This window comes from Streptomyces hawaiiensis (assembly GCF_004803895.1).
GTDB classification, from domain to species: Bacteria; Actinomycetota; Actinomycetes; order Streptomycetales; family Streptomycetaceae; genus Streptomyces; species Streptomyces hawaiiensis.
Genome location: NZ_CP021978.1, coordinates 8,782,416 through 8,801,530 on the forward strand (window position 1 = coordinate 8,782,416; position 19,115 = coordinate 8,801,530).

The 19,115-nt window shown below is 68.3% G+C and carries 21 protein-coding genes and 3 pseudogenes; 10 read left to right on the forward strand and 14 right to left on the reverse strand.

What is annotated here, in order from left to right:
• Positions 1-11: 11 nt before the first annotated feature.
• On the reverse strand, positions 12-545 hold the full coding sequence (locus CEB94_RS39880; protein ID WP_175436760.1) for a GNAT family N-acetyltransferase: 534 nt from the start codon (positions 543-545) through the stop codon (positions 12-14).
• 114 nt (positions 546-659) lie between these two features.
• Between CEB94_RS39880 and CEB94_RS39885 the strand changes: the two are divergent.
• A pseudogene (locus CEB94_RS39885) lies at positions 660-1,282 on the forward strand (transposase).
• A gap of 296 nt (positions 1,283-1,578) precedes the next feature.
• Here the strand turns inward: CEB94_RS39885 and CEB94_RS41550 are convergent.
• Positions 1,579-2,262 (reverse strand): Mu transposase domain-containing protein, encoded by a 684-nt coding sequence (locus CEB94_RS41550; RefSeq protein WP_246112089.1) that lies wholly within the window; start codon positions 2,260-2,262, stop codon positions 1,579-1,581.
• Between the two features lie 77 nt (positions 2,263-2,339).
• Between CEB94_RS41550 and CEB94_RS41555 the strand changes: the two genes are divergently transcribed.
• The gene (locus tag CEB94_RS41555) at positions 2,340-2,948 is read left to right on the forward strand and encodes a hypothetical protein (RefSeq protein WP_246112090.1); all 609 of its coding nucleotides are present in this window, start codon (positions 2,340-2,342) and stop codon (positions 2,946-2,948) included.
• 136 nt (positions 2,949-3,084) lie between these two features.
• Complete coding sequence (locus CEB94_RS39895; RefSeq protein WP_246112091.1) at positions 3,085-4,827, forward strand: ISL3 family transposase; 1,743 nt, start codon at positions 3,085-3,087, stop codon at positions 4,825-4,827.
• Here the strand turns inward: CEB94_RS39895 and CEB94_RS39900 are convergent.
• Together CEB94_RS39900 and ku are read right to left on the reverse strand one after the other, a co-directional pair.
• Entirely contained in the window at positions 4,757-5,230 is a 474-nt protein-coding gene (locus CEB94_RS39900; protein WP_175436761.1) for a hypothetical protein, read from the reverse strand. The two genes, CEB94_RS39895 and CEB94_RS39900, sit on opposite strands and share 71 nt — an antisense overlap.
• Positions 5,231-5,431: 201 nt before the next feature.
• Positions 5,432-6,344 (reverse strand): annotated as a pseudogene (gene ku / locus CEB94_RS39905) (non-homologous end joining protein Ku).
• A 466-nt stretch (positions 6,345-6,810) separates the two neighbouring features.
• Between ku and CEB94_RS42400 the strand changes: the two are divergent.
• Positions 6,811-7,227: pseudogene (locus tag CEB94_RS42400) on the forward strand (ATP-binding protein); the annotation flags it as partial.
• Between the two features lie 181 nt (positions 7,228-7,408).
• Positions 7,409-7,615, forward strand: coding sequence for an ATP-binding protein (locus CEB94_RS42405; protein WP_425472569.1), 207 nt, complete (start codon positions 7,409-7,411; stop codon positions 7,613-7,615).
• Between the two features lie 128 nt (positions 7,616-7,743).
• Here the strand turns inward: CEB94_RS42405 and CEB94_RS39915 are convergent, their stop codons facing one another.
• Positions 7,744-8,637 (reverse strand): NADP-dependent oxidoreductase, encoded by an 894-nt coding sequence (locus CEB94_RS39915; protein ID WP_175436762.1) that lies wholly within the window; start codon positions 8,635-8,637, stop codon positions 7,744-7,746.
• Between the two features lie 71 nt (positions 8,638-8,708).
• Between CEB94_RS39915 and CEB94_RS39920 the strand changes: the two genes are divergently transcribed.
• Positions 8,709-9,296 carry a TetR/AcrR family transcriptional regulator gene (locus CEB94_RS39920; protein ID WP_175436763.1) on the forward strand — a complete coding sequence of 196 codons (588 nt, stop codon included), beginning with the start codon at positions 8,709-8,711 and terminating at the stop codon, positions 9,294-9,296.
• Here CEB94_RS39920 and CEB94_RS42410 read toward each other — a convergent pair.
• The 3 genes from CEB94_RS42410 to CEB94_RS39935 are packed head-to-tail and all read right to left on the reverse strand — an operon-like array spanning position 9,191 to position 12,086.
• Positions 9,191-9,781 (reverse strand): hypothetical protein, encoded by a 591-nt coding sequence (locus CEB94_RS42410; RefSeq protein ID WP_425472527.1) that lies wholly within the window; start codon positions 9,779-9,781, stop codon positions 9,191-9,193. The genes CEB94_RS39920 and CEB94_RS42410 overlap by 106 nt on opposite strands.
• Positions 9,775-11,880, reverse strand: coding sequence for a DDE-type integrase/transposase/recombinase (locus CEB94_RS39930; protein ID WP_175436764.1), 2,106 nt, complete (start codon positions 11,878-11,880; stop codon positions 9,775-9,777). The genes CEB94_RS42410 and CEB94_RS39930 overlap by 7 nt, the downstream gene beginning before the upstream one ends.
• A complete protein-coding gene (locus tag CEB94_RS39935; RefSeq protein ID WP_342790398.1) occupies positions 11,877-12,086 on the reverse strand; it encodes a hypothetical protein in 210 nt (69 codons plus the stop codon). The genes CEB94_RS39930 and CEB94_RS39935 overlap by 4 nt, the downstream gene beginning before the upstream one ends.
• A gap of 27 nt (positions 12,087-12,113) precedes the next feature.
• Here CEB94_RS39935 and CEB94_RS39940 point away from each other — a divergent pair, with 27 nt between their 5' ends.
• The gene (locus CEB94_RS39940; protein WP_246112238.1) at positions 12,114-12,464 is read left to right on the forward strand and encodes a helix-turn-helix domain-containing protein; all 351 of its coding nucleotides are present in this window, start codon (positions 12,114-12,116) and stop codon (positions 12,462-12,464) included.
• Between the two features lie 78 nt (positions 12,465-12,542).
• Here the strand turns inward: CEB94_RS39940 and CEB94_RS39945 are convergent, their stop codons facing one another.
• The 4 genes from CEB94_RS39945 to CEB94_RS39960 all read right to left on the reverse strand — a co-directional run bounded on the left by CEB94_RS39945 (position 12,543) and on the right by CEB94_RS39960 (position 14,719).
• On the reverse strand, positions 12,543-12,968 hold the full coding sequence (locus CEB94_RS39945; RefSeq protein ID WP_175436765.1) for a PPOX class F420-dependent oxidoreductase: 426 nt from the start codon (positions 12,966-12,968) through the stop codon (positions 12,543-12,545).
• Positions 12,969-13,041: 73 nt separating this feature from the next.
• Entirely contained in the window at positions 13,042-13,437 is a 396-nt protein-coding gene (locus CEB94_RS39950) for a nuclear transport factor 2 family protein (protein WP_175436766.1), read from the reverse strand.
• A gap of 37 nt (positions 13,438-13,474) precedes the next feature.
• Positions 13,475-14,257, reverse strand: coding sequence for an MBL fold metallo-hydrolase (locus CEB94_RS39955; protein ID WP_175436767.1), 783 nt, complete (start codon positions 14,255-14,257; stop codon positions 13,475-13,477).
• An 81-nt stretch (positions 14,258-14,338) separates the two neighbouring features.
• On the reverse strand, positions 14,339-14,719 hold the full coding sequence (locus CEB94_RS39960; RefSeq protein WP_175436768.1) for a VOC family protein: 381 nt from the start codon (positions 14,717-14,719) through the stop codon (positions 14,339-14,341).
• A gap of 287 nt (positions 14,720-15,006) precedes the next feature.
• Between CEB94_RS39960 and CEB94_RS39965 the strand changes: the two genes are divergently transcribed.
• Positions 15,007-15,888, forward strand: a complete 882-nt coding sequence (locus tag CEB94_RS39965; RefSeq protein WP_175436769.1) for an SPL family radical SAM protein — start codon at positions 15,007-15,009, stop codon at positions 15,886-15,888.
• A gap of 54 nt (positions 15,889-15,942) precedes the next feature.
• Here CEB94_RS39965 and CEB94_RS39970 read toward each other — a convergent pair whose 3' ends face one another.
• Positions 15,943-16,278: a winged helix-turn-helix transcriptional regulator gene (locus CEB94_RS39970; protein ID WP_175436770.1), complete on the reverse strand. Its 336-nt coding sequence runs from the start codon at positions 16,276-16,278 to the stop codon at positions 15,943-15,945.
• Positions 16,279-16,342: 64 nt separating this feature from the next.
• On the opposite strand from CEB94_RS39970, the gene CEB94_RS39975 reads away from it, so the two are divergent.
• Together CEB94_RS39975 and CEB94_RS39980 are read left to right on the forward strand one after the other, a co-directional pair.
• A complete protein-coding gene (locus CEB94_RS39975; protein WP_175436771.1) occupies positions 16,343-17,188 on the forward strand; it encodes an SDR family oxidoreductase in 846 nt (281 codons plus the stop codon).
• A 514-nt stretch (positions 17,189-17,702) separates the two neighbouring features.
• Positions 17,703-17,915 carry a hypothetical protein gene (locus CEB94_RS39980; RefSeq protein ID WP_175436772.1) on the forward strand — a complete coding sequence of 71 codons (213 nt, stop codon included), beginning with the start codon at positions 17,703-17,705 and terminating at the stop codon, positions 17,913-17,915.
• 398 nt (positions 17,916-18,313) lie between these two features.
• Here CEB94_RS39980 and CEB94_RS39985 read toward each other — a convergent pair whose 3' ends face one another.
• Positions 18,314-19,060, reverse strand: a complete 747-nt coding sequence (locus tag CEB94_RS39985; protein WP_175437367.1) for an SDR family oxidoreductase — start codon at positions 19,058-19,060, stop codon at positions 18,314-18,316.
• Positions 19,061-19,115 lie beyond the last annotated feature (55 nt).

Here is a 19,115-nt window from a genome sequence, read left to right on the forward strand (position 1 = left end):
ATGGGACGCGATCACTGTGACAACGAGTCCGAAGCCATCGACACGGACCCGGCCGCCCAGGTGTACTCGAACTCGGGCAGCTCAAAGCCCTGCTCGAACAGGCAGACGCGCTCGTCGGTACGCAGAGCACCGTGGCGCTCGTAGAAGGCAACGGCGCGTGTATTGGCGCGCAGTACCTCCAGATAGACATCCCGCCCGGGATGCTCGGTGGCAGCCCACGCGAGAGCGTGTCGGAGCAGTCGGCCTCCGATGCCGGAACCAGTACGGCCTGGCCGGGCATGCAAATTGTCCAGAAGGATGCGTCCGTCGGGGCGCGGAACGAGGTACGCGAAACCGTCCATCTCGCCCCCGCCCACGGCCACAAACAGTCCTGCAGCTGGCTGCGGCTCCAGAATTCGCCCGTGCCATAGCGCCAGCCGGTCCTCGAACAGGGAGCCGCCCAAGAAACTACTCGGCATGATCCCCGCATACGCCGTACGCCAACTCTCCGCGTGAAGCGCCGCGATCTGTTCCACATCGCCCCGCATACCCGTTCTGATCTCCATGTCGACGAGCCTCGCGTATGGCCTCGGGCGTTGTCACATCCGTAACTGATCATTTCAGAATGAAATTGGCTCACGGGCTTGGCAGTTGGGCTGGTGGGCGGCAGAGTTCTGCGGGTGTCGGATGATCTTGTTCCTGATGATGTGTGGGATCGTGTCGCCCCGCTCCTCCCGCCTCGCCCGCCGCGGCGTCAGCGGTATCCGGGCCGGCTGCCGGCGGATGACCGTGCGGCTCTGCGCGTAATCGTGTGCGCGCTGCGCACGGGTGTGGCCTGGGCGGACGTGCCGACTGAGACGATCGGCTGCAGCGGGGTGACATGCCGGCGGCGGCTGCGGGACTGGACCGAGGCCGGTGTCTGGCCCCGGTTGCACGAGATCCTCCTCGCGGAACTTCGAAAGGCCGGACTGTTGGACATGGAGGACGCCGCAGTCGACGGCTCGCATGTCCGGGCCCTGAAAGGGGGGCTCACACCGGACCTTCGCCGGTCGACCGCGGCCGCCGGGGCAGAAAGAAAGCACCATGTGATCACCGACCGGCACGAACGAAGATCGCCCGCAAGGGCACCGCCCACGGCTCCGGCCTGGGCAGGACCAGGTGGGTCGTCGAGCGAACCTTCGCCTGGTTCCACCAGTTCAAGCGCCTGCGGACCCGCTACGAGATACGAGCCGACCTCCACCTCGGACTGCTCCAACTCGCTTGCAGCATCATCTGCTTGAGACGACTCCGAACCTCATTCTGAAATGATCAGTTAGAGCGACCGAGGATAGGCCCGAGGGTTGCGGAAGCCCAGGGATCTCATGGCGATGGAAATGCTCTACTGGTCCTCGCCTGGCATGTCGGACGATCTTCTCTGCGCCATCAGTTTCCCGGGAACCATCTGGCCTGCCGCAGGGGTAGGTTCGGTCTCGGCCTGGGCGGCCTTGCGGGCTTCCAGGGCGACCGCGTCAGCGGTCATCGCCCCGGCCCGCAGGGCCGCAGCCAGGCCGGCGACGACATGCTCATGAGGCAGATGACGCCCCAGCAGAAGCACCTCGATCAGAGCCCGGGTGCCGTCCCGCTCGCCACGGATCTTGCGGGCCTGGTCCCACCAGGCGTCGTGGACCGGGGTGAACCTGCCTGCCGAGCGGGCCTGTTCGAGCGCTGTGGAGCCGGGGAAGGCGCCGGGCTTGCGGACCAGGACCTCCAGGTAGTGGTCAGGTCCAAGCGGACGGCGCCCTTCGCGATCAACCGCTCGTGCCGGGCGACTTCCACGTTCTGGTCATAGACCATCAGGTGAGAAGCGTGCAGCACGACACGCACGCGTTTGCCGATCAGCCGGATCGGGACCGAGTAGCGGTTGGTGCGGACCGGGATCTGTCCATAGCGGTCGACCCGCGGCGTGAACAGCCGTCCCGTCTCGAACGGTTCCTCGGGCAGCGGCATCAGCAGCGGCTGCTCGACGGCGAAGTACTCCGCGACCGTCTTGGGCCTGGAGCCGATGCGGCGGGCATCGTCCTGCCGGTCCCACTGTTCGACCATCTCGTTCAGCTCGGAGAGCGAGGAAACCTCGGGGACGGGAACGAAGTGATTGCGGCGGAAGTAGCCGATCATCCCTTCGACTCCGCCCTTCTCGTGGGCGGCTTCGATGCCGGGCCGGCAGTAGACGCTTTCGATGCCGAAGTGCGAACGGAAGGCGATCCACCGGTCGGCCTCAACTCTTCCCCGGCTCTGCCCCAGCACCCGGGCGACGGCGGCTTTGAGGTTGTCGTAGCGGACCTTGGTCCGCGGGACCCCGCCCAGAGTCCGCAGTGCTGGACGTGGCCTTCGAAGAAGGCTTCCTGGCCGCAGGAGGCGAACACGCGGTGGACGGCCTTGCCCGAGTACGACAGCCGGAAGGAGAACAGATGGCAGGTCACCAACTCGCCGCCCAGGCGCACGGTCACGTCACCGAAGTCCACCTCAGCGTCGTGACCGGGCAGATGAGTCTGCGGGACGAACGCCTCCAGCGGCGCCTTGCCGGACTCGACCAGGATCTCTGGCTTCCGGCCAGCGACGTAGTAGCGCACCACCCCGTAGGAGACGTCCGCCCCGTGCTCCTCGACCAGACGGTGAAAGATCCGGGTGACCGTGTGCCGCTGCTTACGTGGCGCGTCCAGATCCGCCCGCAGGATCTCATCGATCACCGTCTTGTACGGATCCAGAGTGGTGGCTCGGGGCGTCAGCTTCTTACGAGGTTCCGGCCAGGACGAGTCCAACGCCTTCCGTACCGTCCGCCAGGTCACGCCGTGCTCGCGCTCAAGCTCCCGCATCGACATGCCGCCGCGAGGTCACGCCGGATCGCCGCGTACAGCTCGACCTTTGACATCTGCGGCATGACCAGGACCTTTCGCCAGGAACATCCCGATGCCGCCCTGGCCAGAACCTGAGTGCCTCCCAAACTCAGGCTCTGGCCCACTTCTTGTGGTTGCGTACGCAGGGTGACTGTTGATCTTCATGTGATGTCAGTTGAGATCGCCCGAAAATCGCCCGGCTGGAATGCGGTGTGGTCGACAGTCCTTCGCTGTGAACGAAGTGCTGCCGCAGCTGCATGAATTGCTGTTCTCCTCGATCGACGGTGTGTCCGTGGAGCCGGTCGAGGTGACCGACACAGTCGTCCGGATCGAGGCCCGTACAACTTCCAGTCGGGCGGCCTGCCCGGGATGCGGATGCTGGTCAGGTCGAATACACGGCTCCTACCTGTGCTTTCCCCGTGACCTACCGGCGGTCGGCAGGTTCGTCGTGGTGTCGTTACGGGTGCGTCGGTTCGTTTGCATGGACGATTCCTGTCCGCGCAAGACCTTCGCCGAGCAGGTGTCCGGCCTGACCCGCCGGTTCGGCCGGCGGACCGAGCGGCTGCGATCGACTCTGGTCTCGGTCGGTCTCGCGCTCGCGGGCCGGTCCGGCGCACGGATGACGGACACCTTCGGGGCCCCGGTCAGTCGGAACACCCTGCTGATGCTGGTCACCTCGCTCCCGGACCCGCCCGCCGCCGTGCCTCGCGTGGTCGGCGTGGACGAATACGCCCAGCACAGGGGCCGGATCTACGGAACTGTGCTCGTCGACGTTGAGACACGTCGTCCGATCGACCTCCTGCCCGACCGGGAGGCGGACACGCTCGCGGCCTGGCTCGCCGAGCGCCCCGGCATCCAGATCATCTGCCGCGACCGCGCCCCCTTCTTCGCCGAAGGCGCCACCCGCGGTGCCCCTCAGGCTCTCCAGGTCGCTGACCGGTGGCATCTGTGGCACAACCTTGGCGAGGCTGCGGAGAAATGCGTCTACCGGCATCGCGGCTGCCTGCGCCCCGTGCCGGCACCGCCGGACGAACCACCGCAGAAAACGGATCCGACCACGTCATCGTCCTGGCCGACAGGACACCGGTTCGCCGAGCGCACCCGCGCCAAGCACGCCACCATCCACGCGCTACTGGACGCCGGTCACAGCAAGCGTTCCGTCGCCCGGCAACTCGGCATGACCCTCAACACCGTCATGCGTTTCTCCCGAGCCACCACCCCGGAGGAGATGTTCACCGGCCAGTGGCAAAGCCGTGCGACCCCGCTTGACGCCTACAAGCCCTACCACGACCAGCGCTGGCAGGAAGGCTGCACCAACGCCTGGAAACTGTGGGAGGAGCTCTGCGAGCAAGGCTACCCACGCGGCTACAACAGCGTCCGCGACTACGTCAGCCGGGTACTGCGCGGCAAGCCCCAGCCGGTCGGGCCACGGCCGCCATCCGCCCGTGCCGTCACGCGTTGGATCCTCACGCACCCCGACGCCCTGTCCGAAAGTGACAGGCTCCAGCTCAAGGCCGCGCTGGCGAACTGCCCTGAACTGACAACTTTCGCCGAGCACGTGCGCTTTTTCGCCCACGTGATCACCCACCTGCAAGGCGCCCATCTCCCGCAGTGGATCGAATCGGCCAGAGCCACAACCGACCTGATCAATCTCAGCCGGTTCGCCCAGCACCTCGAACGCGACCTCGACGCCGTCACCGCCGGCCTCACACAGCCCTGGAACTCGGGTGTCGTAGAGGGGCACGTCAACCGCATCAAGATGCTCAAGCGCCAGATGTTCGGTCGCGCAGGCTTCGAACTCCTGTGCAAATGGGTCCTGTTGGCGTGCCCGGGTGTCACCATCTCATACGAGGCGGACAAGAGCCGTATGTCCATTACAAAGCCACGAAGCGTGAGTCGGCGCGTCACTGCTCATCTAGGGATGCCTGCCGGGCAAGGAACTCCTCGAACGCCGCCCTCTGCTTCGGATCCATGAAGCCTTGGCGCACATTCCGGGCCTTCTCCTGGAGCCAGTGAGCCTCGTCGGGGGCCAGTAGCTCGGCGACCACCACGCCTTTGCGAGCAACCGCCGTACGCCCTCCTACGCGACGACGAAAGAGCGTGAACGTGCCGAATTCCTTTGGATGGGCCAGTTCCGGCTCCTCCGCCACAGCCTGGTTCTCGTCCCCAGCTCCACTCGTCGGGTAGGCGGTGGGGGCCCAATGCTCCCAGAGCGCCAGCGTGGCCGCGGGCACCAGCACCGCGCGTTCCGACTCTTCACGCCCCTCCCACATGAACGTGACAGAGACGGGCTCGCCGACCGCCTCGGCCAACCCGAGCACCCTCTCCATCTCATCGTTGATCGGGTAACCCGCCACTACATCAATCTGAATGCCCATGGGGCCTGAGGCTACTGGCCACTTCCGACATGCCAGGCCCACAGCTCCTGCGGCTCGTCGACCACGGCCCACCACGTGGACCGTCCGAAACCGATAATTTCACCGACTGAGCGCCTGCCCGAAGCAAATACTGTGACGGTGAGCAACCGCTCCACACAATTTGGGCCCGAGCCCCCAAAGATGAACGAAGCCAATCGTGGGCTAGGCGCTGCGCGCCCGGCGCCCGGACGTCTTCTTGGCAGCGGCTTTCTTCGTGGTCTTCTTCGCGGTGGTCTTCTTGGCCGACTGCTTCTTCGCGGTCTTCTTCGGCAGCTCGTGGACGTCGGCGTCTTCGCCGCGGGGCTGTCCTGGCTTTCTGCACGGACTCGTTCAGGGCGGCATTCAGGTCCACCAGCTGGCCCGTCTTCTCCTCGGGCTCCTCCAGCTTCGGTGGCTCGCGGTGTTCGCGCTTGGCTTCGATGATCTGCTCGACGGCCTCGGTGTAGGCGTCGTGGAACTCGTCGCCTACTAGATCGTCGCTGGGCATGCTGTCCATGAGCGCGAGTGCGCCGTCGATCTCCTCATCGCTCAACTCGACCGGCGGTGGTAGCAACTCCTCCGGCGACCTGATCTCATCCGGCCAGCGCATCGCGTGCAGAACGATCATGTCGTCCCGCACCCGCAGCAGGCCCAGCGGCTTCCGTCCAGACCAGGCGTACTTCGCGACGGCCACCTTGCTGCTGCGGTCCAGTGCCATGCGCAGCAGCTTGTACGGCTTCGCTGCGACCTGCCCGCTCGGGGCCAGGTAGTAGCCCTCGCCGATGCGGATCGGGTCCACGGACTCCAGCGGGACGAACGCTTCGATCTCGATCACCTTGGCTGTCGGCAGGGGCAGGTCGCGCAGTTCGTCGTCGCTGATCGGGATGACCTGCTCTTTGGTCAGCTGGTAGCCCTTGCTGATCTCGTTGTTGCGGACCTCGCGGTCCTCGATCTCGCAGTACTTCCTGACCCGTACCCGGCCCATGTCCTCCAGGTGGTACTGGTGGAAGCGGATCCGGATCGAGTGGTCCTCGGTGGCGCTCTGGACGTTGATCGGAACGGTCACGAGACCAAAGCTGATGGCACCTGACCACACGGTTCCTCCGCGGCTACCCCGAGCAACACCAGGCTATGAGGGCAACCACAGCCGCGCATGTGCACCACAGGCCCCGGGGGAGGAGTCGCCCTGGGGCCCGGCTTTGGAGTCGTGCTGCTCAACGACAGCGCGCGTCAGGTGTCACGCGGTGGCCGGCTGCGGCATCTCCAGCACCTCGGCGATCTTCCGAGCCAGCTTCGCGACGTGAGGCGGCAGGTAGCTGTCCAGGGCCCGCGGACGCGGTGGCGCTGGAGGCCCGCAAGGCCTCCGAGGGCGAGACCGCCGAGCCGCCCCTGCCAGTCCCGTCCGCAGACCCGGGCGATGGGTTTGCTGCGACGGTGACGTTCCTGTCCGACTGGAAGCTATCCCACCTTTCGCCCGACGACCGGCCGCTGCCGTCGGTGGCCCACTACGACCAGCTCCTGCAAGGCCGTGGCCGCACGGCCGGGCGCGAGAAAGAGGGGTCATGACACTGCGCAAGCGCGGACTGACCGAAGAAGCCGCCATCGCCTCGATCGACCAGGCCTGCCGCCTGCTGCGGCTGCCCTCCATCCGGCAGCAGCTCCCCGAGCTGGCCGACGGCGCCGCCCGCGACCAGATGTCGTATCGGGCGTTTCTGGCCGAGCTGCTGATGGCCGAGTGCGACGACCGGGCCCGCCGGCGTTCCGAGCGCCGGATCAAGGCCGCCTCCTTTCCTTGCGACAAGTCCCTTCGGGCCTTCGACTTCGACGCCAACCCGAGCATCGACCCGGCCACCGTCAACACCCTGGCCACCTGCGACTGGGTCAAGAAGGGCGAGCCGCTCCGCCTGATCGGCGACTCGGGCACCGGCCAAGTCCCACCTGCTGATCGCACTGGGCACCGAGGCCGCGATGCAGGGCACCGGGTCCGCTACACCCTCGCCACGAAACTGGTGAACGAGCTGGTGGAAGCTGCGGACGAGAAGCTGCGGACGAGAAGCAGTTGGCCAAGCCTATCGCCCGCTACGGCCGCGTCGACCTCCTCTGCATCGACGAACTCGGCTACAACTCGACCGCCGCGGCGCGGAACTGCTCTTCCAGGTTCTGACCGAACGCGAGGAGACGAACAGCGTCGCCATCGCCTCCAACGAGTCCTTCAGCGGCTGGACCAAGACGTTCACCGACCCCAGGCTCTGCGCGGCGATCGTGGACCGCCTCACCTTTCAACGGCGCGCGATCACCCAGACCGGCACCGAGTCCTACCGCCTGGCCCACACCAAGGCCCAGGCCGAACGCGCCGAGGCCAGCTGACCGACCGACACGCAGCCGGGGCCGCCCGATAACCAGCCAAGCCTGGAGACGGTGCGAACTGTTAAGGGTGACCGCAGGTCATCGCCCTGGCGATGCCGAAGGCGCCGTGCAACTGCGCAGGAAACGGCTCAGACGACCACGACCCGGCGCCCGCGCGTGTGACCGGCTTGGCTGTCGATGTGGGCCGCCGCGGCCTCGGCGAGTGTGTACGACTTCTCGACCGGGATGTGGAGCTTTCGCCGCGAGATGAGGCCGGCGGCCTCGGCGAGCGCATCCGGCACGCTCCCGGCCACGCCGGAGAACCGGACACCGAGCTCCGGCGCATCGAGATCGGCGATGGAGATCACCTTCTGCGGGTCCCCGGTCAGCTCGACGAGCTCGCGGATCACGCCCGAGCCGGCGAGATCGAGGGCCGCGTCGACATGGCCGAGCTGCCGCACTCGCTCGACCCAGCCCTCGCCGTACGTCGTGGCGAGGGCTCCCAGGCTCCGCAGATAGTCCTGGTTCGCGGCCCCGGCGGTGCCGATCACCGTGATGCCGCGGTCGCGGGCGATCTGCAGCACCGCCGATCCGACTCCCCCGGACGCACCGCTGACCAGCAGCGTCTGTCCGGGCTGCACACCGGCCTCGCGGATGATGCGCAGCGCGGTCTCCACCACGGAGGGGTACCCGGCGGCCTCTTCGAACGTCAGACCCTCAGGCATACGGGCCCAGGCCGATAGCACGGCGAACTCGGCATAGGTGCTGGAGCCTTCGCCGAACACGTGGTCGCCGACCTCGACCCCGTCGACGCCCTCGCCGACCTCGTCCACCACCCCGGCGGCGTCCAGCCCGACTCCGGCGGGCAACTCGATCGGATGGGCCTTCAGGATCTGGCCTTCACGGACCCTCCAGTCGACGGGGTTCACGCCCGCCGCCCGCACGGCGATGCGTATCTGGCCGGGGCCCGCGTGGGGCTCCTCGGCATCTATGAGTTGCAGAACGTCCGGGCCGCCGAACTCGGCGAAGCTCACTTTTTTCATGCGGGGGAACGTAGCACCTAACCGTTAGGGTTTTGAAACTGCTCCGGTTTCGTACCTGATAGCGTTAGGGCATGACCGTGCCGTCCGGACGCCGTGAGCGCAAGAAGGCCGCGACCCGCCAGAAGATCGCCGGCACCGCCCTGCGGCTCTTCCTGGAACGCGGGTACGACGCGGTGGGTATCCGTGAAGTGGCCGCTGAGGCCGACGTGGCCGTCACCACGCTCTTCTCCCACTTCGCCTCCAAAGAGGCCCTGGTTTTCGAGCAGGACGAAGACTTCAAGCAACGCCTCACGCAGGCGGTCACCGGCCGGGCGCCGCACGAGCCGCTCATCCCTGCGCTGCGCCGCGAGATCCAGGCCCTGGTGCGACATTGCACGGCGGACAGCGCCGCCCCGATCTGGCGCATGATCGACGAATCACCCGCCCTGCGGAGGTACGAGGAGTCGATGAGGCTGCGCCACGCGGAGACGCTGGCAACCGCCATCGCCGCCGATCCCGAACTGTCACAGACCGCAACGGCGAGCCGGACGATCGCGAGGTTCGTGATCGACGCCTATTCGCTGGCCCGTGAGGCGGCCGATCCGGAGGCCGCGGTGGACGAGATCTTCCGGATGATCGAGGCAGCCTGGGAGGTCACCTGCCCTTCTCGGCGTGCGTGAGGAACTTGTTCCTCCAGGTAGGAGAGGGTTTTCGCGGTGGCGCCGGGCGGGACGAGGACGTACGCCACGGGTGCCGCGCCGTGGGCTGATCCGGGCGGGGGCGGGTTTTTGCGGGTGTGGGCGAGGTGGCAGGTGCGGCCGACGTTCAGCAGGGCGGTGGTTTTCCCGGCTGCGGCGGGTCCGGTGACGATGAGGGAGGGCCGTGCGGTGGTCTGCTGGTGGCGGCCGAGGATCATCAGGGTGCGGACCTGGGTGGCGAGCTGGCTGATGGCGGGGGTGCGGATGGTGACGAACGCGGAGTGGTAGGCGAGGCGTTCGTCGCGGCTGCGGGGCGGGTCGCCGGGCTGGGGCGGGGCGGGCGGCTCGGTGGTGGCGAAGCGGTGCCAGCCTTGCCAGGTGGTCAGGGGCCAGGACAGCTCGGCCGCATCACTGTTGCTGGCGCCGACGGGTGTGCTGCCCGCACTCTGCGGGTTCGGGTTCACCATTTGTCGGCTTCCTCGTATGCGTCGTAGAGCCCGAATCCGGCGGCCGTGGCGGGGCGGGTGTCGTCGTCGGGGAGGTCGTCGAGGTCGTCGATGCTGTGGTCCTCGCAGTGCTGCGCCGACTCGTCGGTGGCGGGGCCGGTGCCGTGGTGCGGGGGTTGTGCGGCGGGGACCGGCAGCGTGGTGGCGCGGGCGAGGAGGGCTTGTTCGGTGGTGGTGGCGTGGCCGGTGTGGACGCGGCGCATGAGCTGGTCGAGGGCGTCGGCGAGGCTGGCCTCGTGCTGCTGGCTGTCGTCGTGGTTGTTGTGGTGGGCGTGGGTGCGGATGTGCTGCCAGGTGTGGTCGTTGAACGGCTGGTGTACGTGGTCGCGGTGGATCCAGGGGATTTCGGTGAGGTGGCCGTCGGTGAGGCGGATCCAGATCTGGCGGACGTCGTGGGGGTTGTAGTGGTTTTCCCATTTCCCGCCTCGGCCGGCGACGGGGGAGGGCTGGCCGCGGTAGGGGGCGAGGAGATCGTGGTCGTAGGTGCGGTGGTGGATTGTGATGCCGGCGGGGGTGATGGCCTGCCAGCGCACGGGCAGCAGTTCGAGGTAGTCGCGGCCGGTGAGCGGGACGGGGACGTGTCCGGCGACGGCGACGAGCGCGGCCCACATCTGGTTGAGGGTGAGGGCCTTTCTCGGCATCATCGGGTGGCGCAGGCCTTCGTGGGGCCGGTGGTGATAGTGCACCAGCCATTCGTCGAGCAGGTCCTGCAGTTGGGCGACGCTGTAGCAGGCGTCTTTCTCGGTGTCGGGGCCGCGGCGGGTGACGTCGGATCCGGTGTAGCCGGGCAGGTGCTGGCAGAACAGCGCGTTGATGGTGCCGAAGGTCCGCTCGACGATGCCTTTGGCGGTGGGGGCGTGGGGCGGGGCGGGCTGGACGCTGATGCCGAGGTGTTCGCAGGCGGCGGTGAACGCGGCGGAGACGAAGACTTTGCCGCGGTCGACGACGATCGTCTCGGGCAGGGCGACGGGCCGGGCCGCCGTGCCGGCCGGCCGCTCGTCGAGTGCGGCCAGCCTCTGGTGGGGGAGTGCGGGGGCGTGGTCCATGCGCAGGATGTTGGGCCAGGTGGGGCGGGCGGGGTGCGGGACGGCCATCTCCGCGAGCAGCAGGGCGGCGTCGACGGCCTTGGTCGCGCTCGGGCACAGCACGGCGGCGAGGATGGCGCGGGTGGCGACGTCGACGGCGATGGTGAGCTCCGGGCGAGCCAGGCGCCCGTCGTCGAAGAGGGCGAGGACGTCCAGGCGGGTGGTGTCGACCTGGACCTGTTCGCCGGGCCGCAACGCCATGGCGGGGGTGAACGCCCGCCCGTCGACGCTTGCCGGCACCTGTCTCACGGGCCCCGTGGGCAGTTCGCCGGGCCGGGCCAGAGCGGTGACGAGCCGGTACAGCGTGGCCTGGGACGGCGTGGGCACCGTACCGGGGCCGTGCCGGTCCTCCAGAATCTGGTTGATCAGGGGGAACAGGCCGTTGATGGTGCCTTTGGAACGCCCGCGGCGGCGACGCAGTGCCTCGCGGACGGCGGCGACGACCCGTTCGTCGGAACGCCCGGTGGGGCTGGAGGCGCGGGTGGTGCGGTGGTCGAGGAGTCCCCACAGGCCTTGTTTGCGGTAGGCGAGCCGCATGCGCTGCGCCGTGGTGCGCGACACCCGGCCAAAGCCGAGCGCGGTCAGCTCCTCGGCCTTGGCCTGCTCCCGCTCGGCCAGCGTGTGCCGCTCCGGGTCGTACTGCGGCCGGGCGACTCCTTCGCTGCCGGGCCCGCCGGCAAGCCCGCATTCGACTTCCCGCACGTGCCGCCGCCAGGCCAGCGCCTTCTCACGCGCTGCGGCGGGGGCGGTCTCGAACAGCCCCCACTGCGGGGCTGCCTGAGGCGCATCGGCCCCGATGACGGCGAAGCTGGGGTCGGCGAACAGGTGCCCGGCGAGCACGGCCTGGCCGCCTCTGTCCGGGCCGACGAGGTGGATCTCCTGCCCCGAAAGGGCGACCACCTGCCACGTCACGTCACAGAACCGGACCCGAGCACCGACCTTCACGGCCGGCCGGGCATTACGCCGCGCGCTCACCCGGCACCTCCCTTCTTGCCCTGGTCGCTCCAGCCCTGCGGGCCGACGAGGATGCGTTCGTGCAGCGGCGTGTCCAGACCAGCCGCCAACCGGCCGTGCCACAGAGCGTGGAAGACGCAGGGAAGGGCTTCGATCGGGTCGCCGACCGCTTCGGTGCCCTCGACCAGCGGCCGCGGCCGCGTGAACGCCTCGACGACCGCCGCCATCAGCCCCGGGCGGTCGGCGTTGCGAGGATGACGGTATCCGGCCAGCCATTTGAGGTTGGCGGCCAGGACGTCGTCGAGCGGCGGGAGGCGGCGGGTCTGTGCGGGAGGCGGGCCAATCCGAACGACCGCCGTTCCTCGATTGTCGAGCTCACCCCTGTGGGGCGGAAGCTGGTGGAGGGGGCGCTGAAGGTCTTCGAGGAGGAGCTGGAACTGCGGATCGGGTCGGTGATTCCTGAAGAGTCGGTACGCGAGGTGACCGCGGTCCTCAGTACGCTGCGGGCGGCCGGACGTGCTCTGGATGCGGAGCGGAGGGCCGCGGGTCAGACGCCGGTGCCGGCGATGCGGGCGCCGAAGCAGCCCGGTCGGCCGGGCTCGTGAGCCAGGACGTCCCGGGCATGGCAGCGGGGCAGGCAACCACGGTTGCCTGCCCCGCTGCCATGCCCGGGACGTTGTCGTTCAGTCGGCGATGCCGTTGAAGGCGATGACTTTGTCGATGTGGGCGCGGACGAGGAGGTTGCCGGGGCCGCCGTTGCGGGCGGCGTACTCCTGGGTGCGGTCTTCGCCCATGTAGCGGGCGCCGAGGAGGCCGCCCCAGTGCAGCATCTCGTCGGGGTTCGCGGAGGTCTCGGCGCGTCCTTGGAGGATGACGAACGCGTATGGGGGGTGGTCGTCGTCGACGCAGAGGTCGAAGCGTCCGTCGCGGGCGAGGTTGCGGCCCTTGACGCCGTCCTCCTCGGTGGTGAGCACGATGTCGTCGCCGTCGAGGAGGAACCAGACCGGTGTGACGTGCGGGCTGCCGTCGGCTTTGACGGTTGACAGCTTGCCGGTGCGGGTGCTGTGCGTGACGAACTCCCGCCACTGCTCGTCGGTCATCTTCCGCATACGGTGCCTTTCACTCTGGTGGGGCCGTTCGCCGGCCCCGAGGCCGGGCCGGCCTCGGGGCACGCAGTGGGTGTCAGCGGCCCCAGAAGGCGTCTTCGGCGCTCTGGTCGCCGGAAAAGAGCCACATCTCGGTGATCTTGCCGTTCTGGATGCGCAGGAGGTCCACGCCGTCCATGGCCATGGACGTGTCGCCGCGGCGTCCGGTGAAGTGGATGGTGGCGGCGACCAGGTCACCGTTGCCCATGAGTGAGTGGATTTCGTCGATGGCGAAGGTGCCCTGGCTGGCCTCCATCATGCTGCCGAGCATCTGGAAGACGGCGCTCTGGCCCTTGTGGTCGCCGGAGAACTGGTTGGCGCCGGGCTGGTGCCAGACGATCTGCTCGTCGAGGAGGCCGCCGAGGGCGGCCATGTCTCCGGTCTGCACGGCCTGGAAGTAGGCGCGGGCCGGGTCGAGGTTCGCAGTGGTCATCGCGCTCTCCATGGTTCTCGTGCGGGTTCGGTCGGGGTCATCGGGTGAAGTCGAGGCGGTCGGCCAGGCCGGCCTCGGTGAAGGCGGCCTCGATCTCGGCGCGGCCTTCCTGGAAGTGGGCCCAGCTGTCGTAGTGCGCGGGGACGACGCGTCGGGCGCCGAGTGTCTTGGCGGCCTCGGCGCCCAGGGCGCTGTCGAGGGTGAGCAGGGCGCCGTCGAAGGCGAAGGGCATGCGGGCGCCGCCGAGGAAGAGGATCGCGGTGTCCACCGGGGCGAACTTCTCGGCGATCTCCTTGACGTGCTCCAGGGCGGCGTTGTCGCCGCTGACGTAGACCGAGGGCAGGTCGTCGGAGGTGAGCATGAAGCCGATGACGTCACCGGAGATCGGCTCGCAGCCCACGGGGCCGTGCCGGGCGGGCAGGCCGGTGACGGTCACGGTGTCGCCGTCGGGCCGCTTGAGCTCGGCGGTCTGCCAGAAGGCGAGGCCGCGGGCGCTGCCGCCCAGGCGGCCGGCGCCGCTCTCGGTGGTGAAGACGACCGGCACCTCGGCCAGGAGGGCACGCCCGGCGTTGTCGAGGTTGTCTTCGTGCGTGTCGTGGGAGAGCAGGACGGCGTCGACGCGGCCGAGGTCGGCGGCGGTGACCGGCGAGGGGGCGGTCTTGACCAGCTTGTGGTCGCCGGGGAGGGGCATGGGGTACTCGCCGGGCGGGTCGAAGGTCGGGTCGGTGACGAACCTGAGCCCGCCGTACTCGATCAGGGCGGTGGGGCCGCCGTAGACGCGGACGGGGATCTTTTCGCTGGTGGCGCTGGCGCCGGACATCGGGGAACCTCTCGGTCGGGGGAACGGTGGCCCGTGACCCTGCGGCGCGCTCCGGCGGGAGGCAGGGCGGATGGGGCAGGGTTACGGGGCGGGTACGGAGAAGACGCCGAAGTGGTTGCCGGCGGTGTCCTCCAGCCGGGCGAAGGTGAAGCCCGCAGCGTCGGAGACCGGCTCCATGATGACCTCGGCGCCGAGTTCGCGGCCGTGCTCGACAGTCGCTGCGACGTCCTGGACCAGGACGTAGAAGATCGCGTAGTTGGGGAAGTTGCCCTCCGACTCCCACACGCCGCCGGTCGGCTGCCCGGCGCCCGGCGTCATCACCGAGTGGTAGGTCACGCCGGGGGTGTTGGTGTTGAGGACGTACTGCCAGTCGAAGAGCTCGCCGTAGAACTCCTTGACCTTCTCGGGCTGGTCGGTGCCGAACTCGAACCAGGCGACCGAGTTGAAGGCGGGAACAGTCATGACACGCACTCCTTACGCCCCACAAGGGGACGGGTGTGACTCTCTGGGGCGGGCTAAATGCAGATGGTGACCATCGCTCCGCGCGGGGCTCGCGGGAGTTCCGGCGGGGATGGCGGGCTCCGGACCGGCCCGGTGTCCAGCAAACCATTTGCATTCCGTGGAATCAACTTCCCCAGATTATTGTTCCTGTGTATGGGTTCGGCGGCCTGTGGTCCACCGGCCCTTGGACAGCACAGGACCCCGGCGCGTCGGACACGGACGGCCGGGCCTCAGGAAGGAAGCACGTCATGGAGCCGGTCGAGATCGAGGCGAAGACCCTGATCCAGAAGTCGAAGACCCCCTCGAACGACTACGTCATCAACCCCTACACCGGCTGCGTGATCGGCTGCGCCTACTGCTTCGCCAGCTTCGCCGGGCGCCAGTTCGGCCGGTCGGTGAAGGAGTGGGGCGACTACCTGTACGTGAAGAAGAACGCGGTCGAACTCGCCCGCAAGGAACTGGCGAAGATGCCGCAGGACAAGCGCCGGGGCACGATGCTGCTCAGCTCGGTCACCGACCCCTACCAGGGCCACGAGACGAAGTACCGGCTCACCCGCGGCATCCTGCGCGAACTGGAGAGGGTCGAGTATCCGGGACTGGTCCGCATCCTCACCAAGTCACCTGTGGTCACCCGCGACATCGACCTGCTCACCAGCCTGCCCCGCGCCGAGGTCGGCATGACTGTGATCACCACCGACGACAAGGTCAGCCGCTGGCTGGAGGTACGCGCCCCACTCGCCTCCCGCCGCCTGCGCACCCTCGCCGAAATCAACGAGGCGGGCATCCCCACCTACGCCTTCGTCGGCCCGCTCCTGCCCCACTTCGCCACCCAGCCCGAACTCCTCGACGACCTCTTCGGCCGGCTCGTCGACGCCGGGGTCAGCGAGGTGTTCATGGAGCACATCAACCTCAAGCGGTACATCCGCGAACGCATGGACCAGGTCCTCGCCGACGAGCCCGAAGACGTACGCGAGGCATACCTCCAGGCGCGGACCAAGGAGCACCGCGATCAGCTCGACGCGATCGTGGCGGAGCTGCTGGACAAACACGGGCTGCGGCTGCGCTTCGAGGAGGTCGTCCACCACGACGACAACGACACCCTGCGGCAGAGGCTCGCATCCTCGGCGTGACCATGGCCATGGCCATGAACGTGTCCGGGGGCCGGGGGCCGGGCCAGACGTACCTCAGGCGGTGACGCCGGACTCGGGATCCGGCACCGCCATGGCCCACGCCCCCATGGCCTCCAGGACCTCGCGCAGCCCCTCACCGAGAGGGGTCAGCGCGTACTCGACACGCGGCGGGATCTCCGCATACGTCGTGCGAGTGACGATGCCGTGCCGCTCGAACTGGCGCAGTCGGCTGGTCAGGGTGTGCGGGCTGATGCCCGGCAGGGCCTCGCGCAGCTGGTTGAACCGGTGGGGGCCATGCAGCAGTTCGCGCACGATCAGAGTGGCCCACGGCCCGTTGAGCAGCGTGAGGAACCGGGCAACACCGCACTCGGGCAGACAGGGATCAGTCACAGTTTTGACCGTACCCCATTAGTGCAGTTGATGTAACTGGTGCACCTCATGCACTAATGACGTCATGACCTACGTGATTCACGGCGCCACCGGCGCCCAGGGTGCCCCCGTCGTCGCCGCTCTCGCCGCCGCAGGCAGGACCGTCACCGCTCTGACCCGCAACCCCGACGCCGTGGTGCCCGGCGCGCAGCACGTCGTGGCCGCCGGCTACTCCTCCGCCGCCGACCTGACCGACGCCTACCGAGGTGCCGAGGGGGTCTTCGTCCACCTGCCGGTGGCCTCGGAGGAGGACCGCCAGACCTACGCGCACAACATCCTCACCGCTGTCCGCGAGGGCCGGCCGGACCGCGTCGTGTTCTCCACCAGCGGCTTCCCCATCGATCCCGCCATCGGCGGTGCCGCCGCGACCCTGGCCGTCGGCCTGGCCGACAGCGGTGTATCCCACGCGGTCATCGCACCCGAGCTCTACCTCGAGAACCTGCTCATGCCGCACGTCATCGGCTCGGTCCGCGAGCGCGGCGTACTGCCCTACCCGATCCGGGCCGACTTTCCCGTCTCCTGGGCCTCCCACCTGGACATCGCCGACGCCGCCGTCGCCCTGCTCGACCGCACGGACGTCACCGGCGTGGTCTCCGTCGGCCAGTACCCGGCGATCACGGGGCCGGACCTGGCCGAAGCATTCGGCGCCCGGCTCGGACGGGACGTGGTCTTCGACCAGATCACCGCCGAGGAGTTCCGTACCTCGATGGCCCCCCTGATCGGGGATGGCCCGGCCGCTGATATCGCAGGGGCCTACCAGGCGATGAGTGCCATGCCCGGCCGCTCGATCGCACCGGAGACCTCCGCCCAGAAACTGCTGGGCGTCACCCCCCGGACCACAAGCCAGTGGCTGGCCGACATCGGCCTCTGACCACAACCGCTGTCAGCTCCGGCCGACTTCGCCAAGGCTTGGCCGCCCGCCGTATTCGGCGGGCGGCCCTGCCAAGCCTTCAATCACCGCCGACCGCGATGGCGGCCGCAACCGCGGAGGCCCGCCGGCTCCTTGGAATCACTGTGGATGACCAGGCGCCCTGGCGAGACAGCGCGGCGTCGGTGCCCGCAGCGCGCGGCCTGGAGCGCAGGTTACCCAAGCGTCGCGGGCTCGGTCCGGGCTTCCGGGGTATCCGTACGGACCGCTGAATGCGCTCGTCAGGAGCGCGCCCAGTCGGAGAACCCGTGATCGTCGGCGACCGGCCCTTGCAGCACCCCGATGCGCCGCCCCACTGCAGTTCGGGCCTCTGCGGCTGTATGCGCTGGTCAAGAACCTCAATCCAGCCGGACAGAAGCGCTATACCGCCAACGATCAGAAACCGGATCGCTGCGTGGAGTCGCTCGGGCTACACAAGACCGTGAACACACGCGCCTGGTGGGGGAAGGCTGGCCTGATGTTGGTGACGATCAACGTGGCGGTTCTGCTGGCGATCATCATCATCCTGCGACTGCGTCGGCGTACGCAGGCCCGTAGCCGGTTTGACGAGAAGCTGACTGTCGTCATCGTGCTGGTTTTCGGCGTGCTGATCGCCCCGACAGCGTTCGGGCAGGGGATCTTGGACGTGGTCGTTCAGCTGGTGCAGGGCGTCTCCCAGTCAGGCCGCTGAACGCGGCCAGAGTTCAGTCAGTATGTGTCCTTCTTCCGGCGCTTTGGGCAGCTGCGGCTCGGCGTTGACGCTGCCGTGCGGTCGGCGTGGGCCGATGCGAGGCTGGGGCTTCCCGTGAGGCCGACCAGATGCTGACGTGCTTCAGGAAGAGGCACAACTTCTTCTCTGCACCAGTCAAGTCGCCTGGCGCTCCAGTGACCTTCGGATCGTGTTGAGTCCCACCTGACAAGGCGTACGCCTCCCGCAGGAACCGCGTCTACCTGCGCCGCCGCGGGATCCGCTGCACCAGGGCCGCGTCGAGTGGCGTTGGCGGCGACTCAGGGCCTGCTGTGCGGTTTCGAGCTTCGCACCGGGCTTCTGGCCGTGACGCGGGTTGGACACGAATGCGCCGCCCGGCTTCAGAGCTGGGTTTCACCGCCGTCGACGGCCAGTTCGATGCCGGTGGTGTACGTGGCATCGAAGGCGAGGAATGCGGCCGCCTTGGCGAACTCCTCGACGGTGCCGTAACGCTTCATGGGGTTGCTCGCGGTTCGCTCCGCCCTGAACTGGTCGGCGGCCTCCTTGGACAAGCCCATCGTTTCCAGGATCCCCGAGTCGATGGGACCCGGGCTGATCGCATTGACACGGATCCCTCGCGGAAGCAGCTCGCGGGAGAAGGTGCGGGCCATCGAGCGCAGCGCCGCTTTGCCGGCCGCGTAGACGCTGGTGTCCACCAAGCCCATGACGTTGGCGATCGAGGTGGTGAGGACGACGCCGGCGTTCGTGCTCAGCAGCGGCGCGAGCTTCTGCACCGTGAAGAAGGCGCCCTTGACGTTGATCGCGAACAATTCGTCGTACATCTCCTCGGTCGTCGACTCGAGGGGCGTGAGGGGTGAGATGCCAGCGTTGACGAACAGAGCCTCGACCGAACCGAGCCCGCTCTTCACACAATCGGCGAGCATGTCCAGGTCGGACAGCGAAGCCACATCGGCCCGGACGGCCACGGCATTCCCGCCAAGCCGCTCGCGCGCCGCGTCGAGCTTGGCCTGAGACCGGCCGGTAATCACCACGCGGGCTCCGCCTTGTACCAGTAGCTCCGCCACCGCGAGTCCCATGCCGCTGCTGCCACCCGTGATCACTACATTCTTGTCGCTGTGATTACCCATGCCGAGGTTGCTCCGTTCCATCGCCGAAAACATGGTGGTACGTCTGGATGTCGCC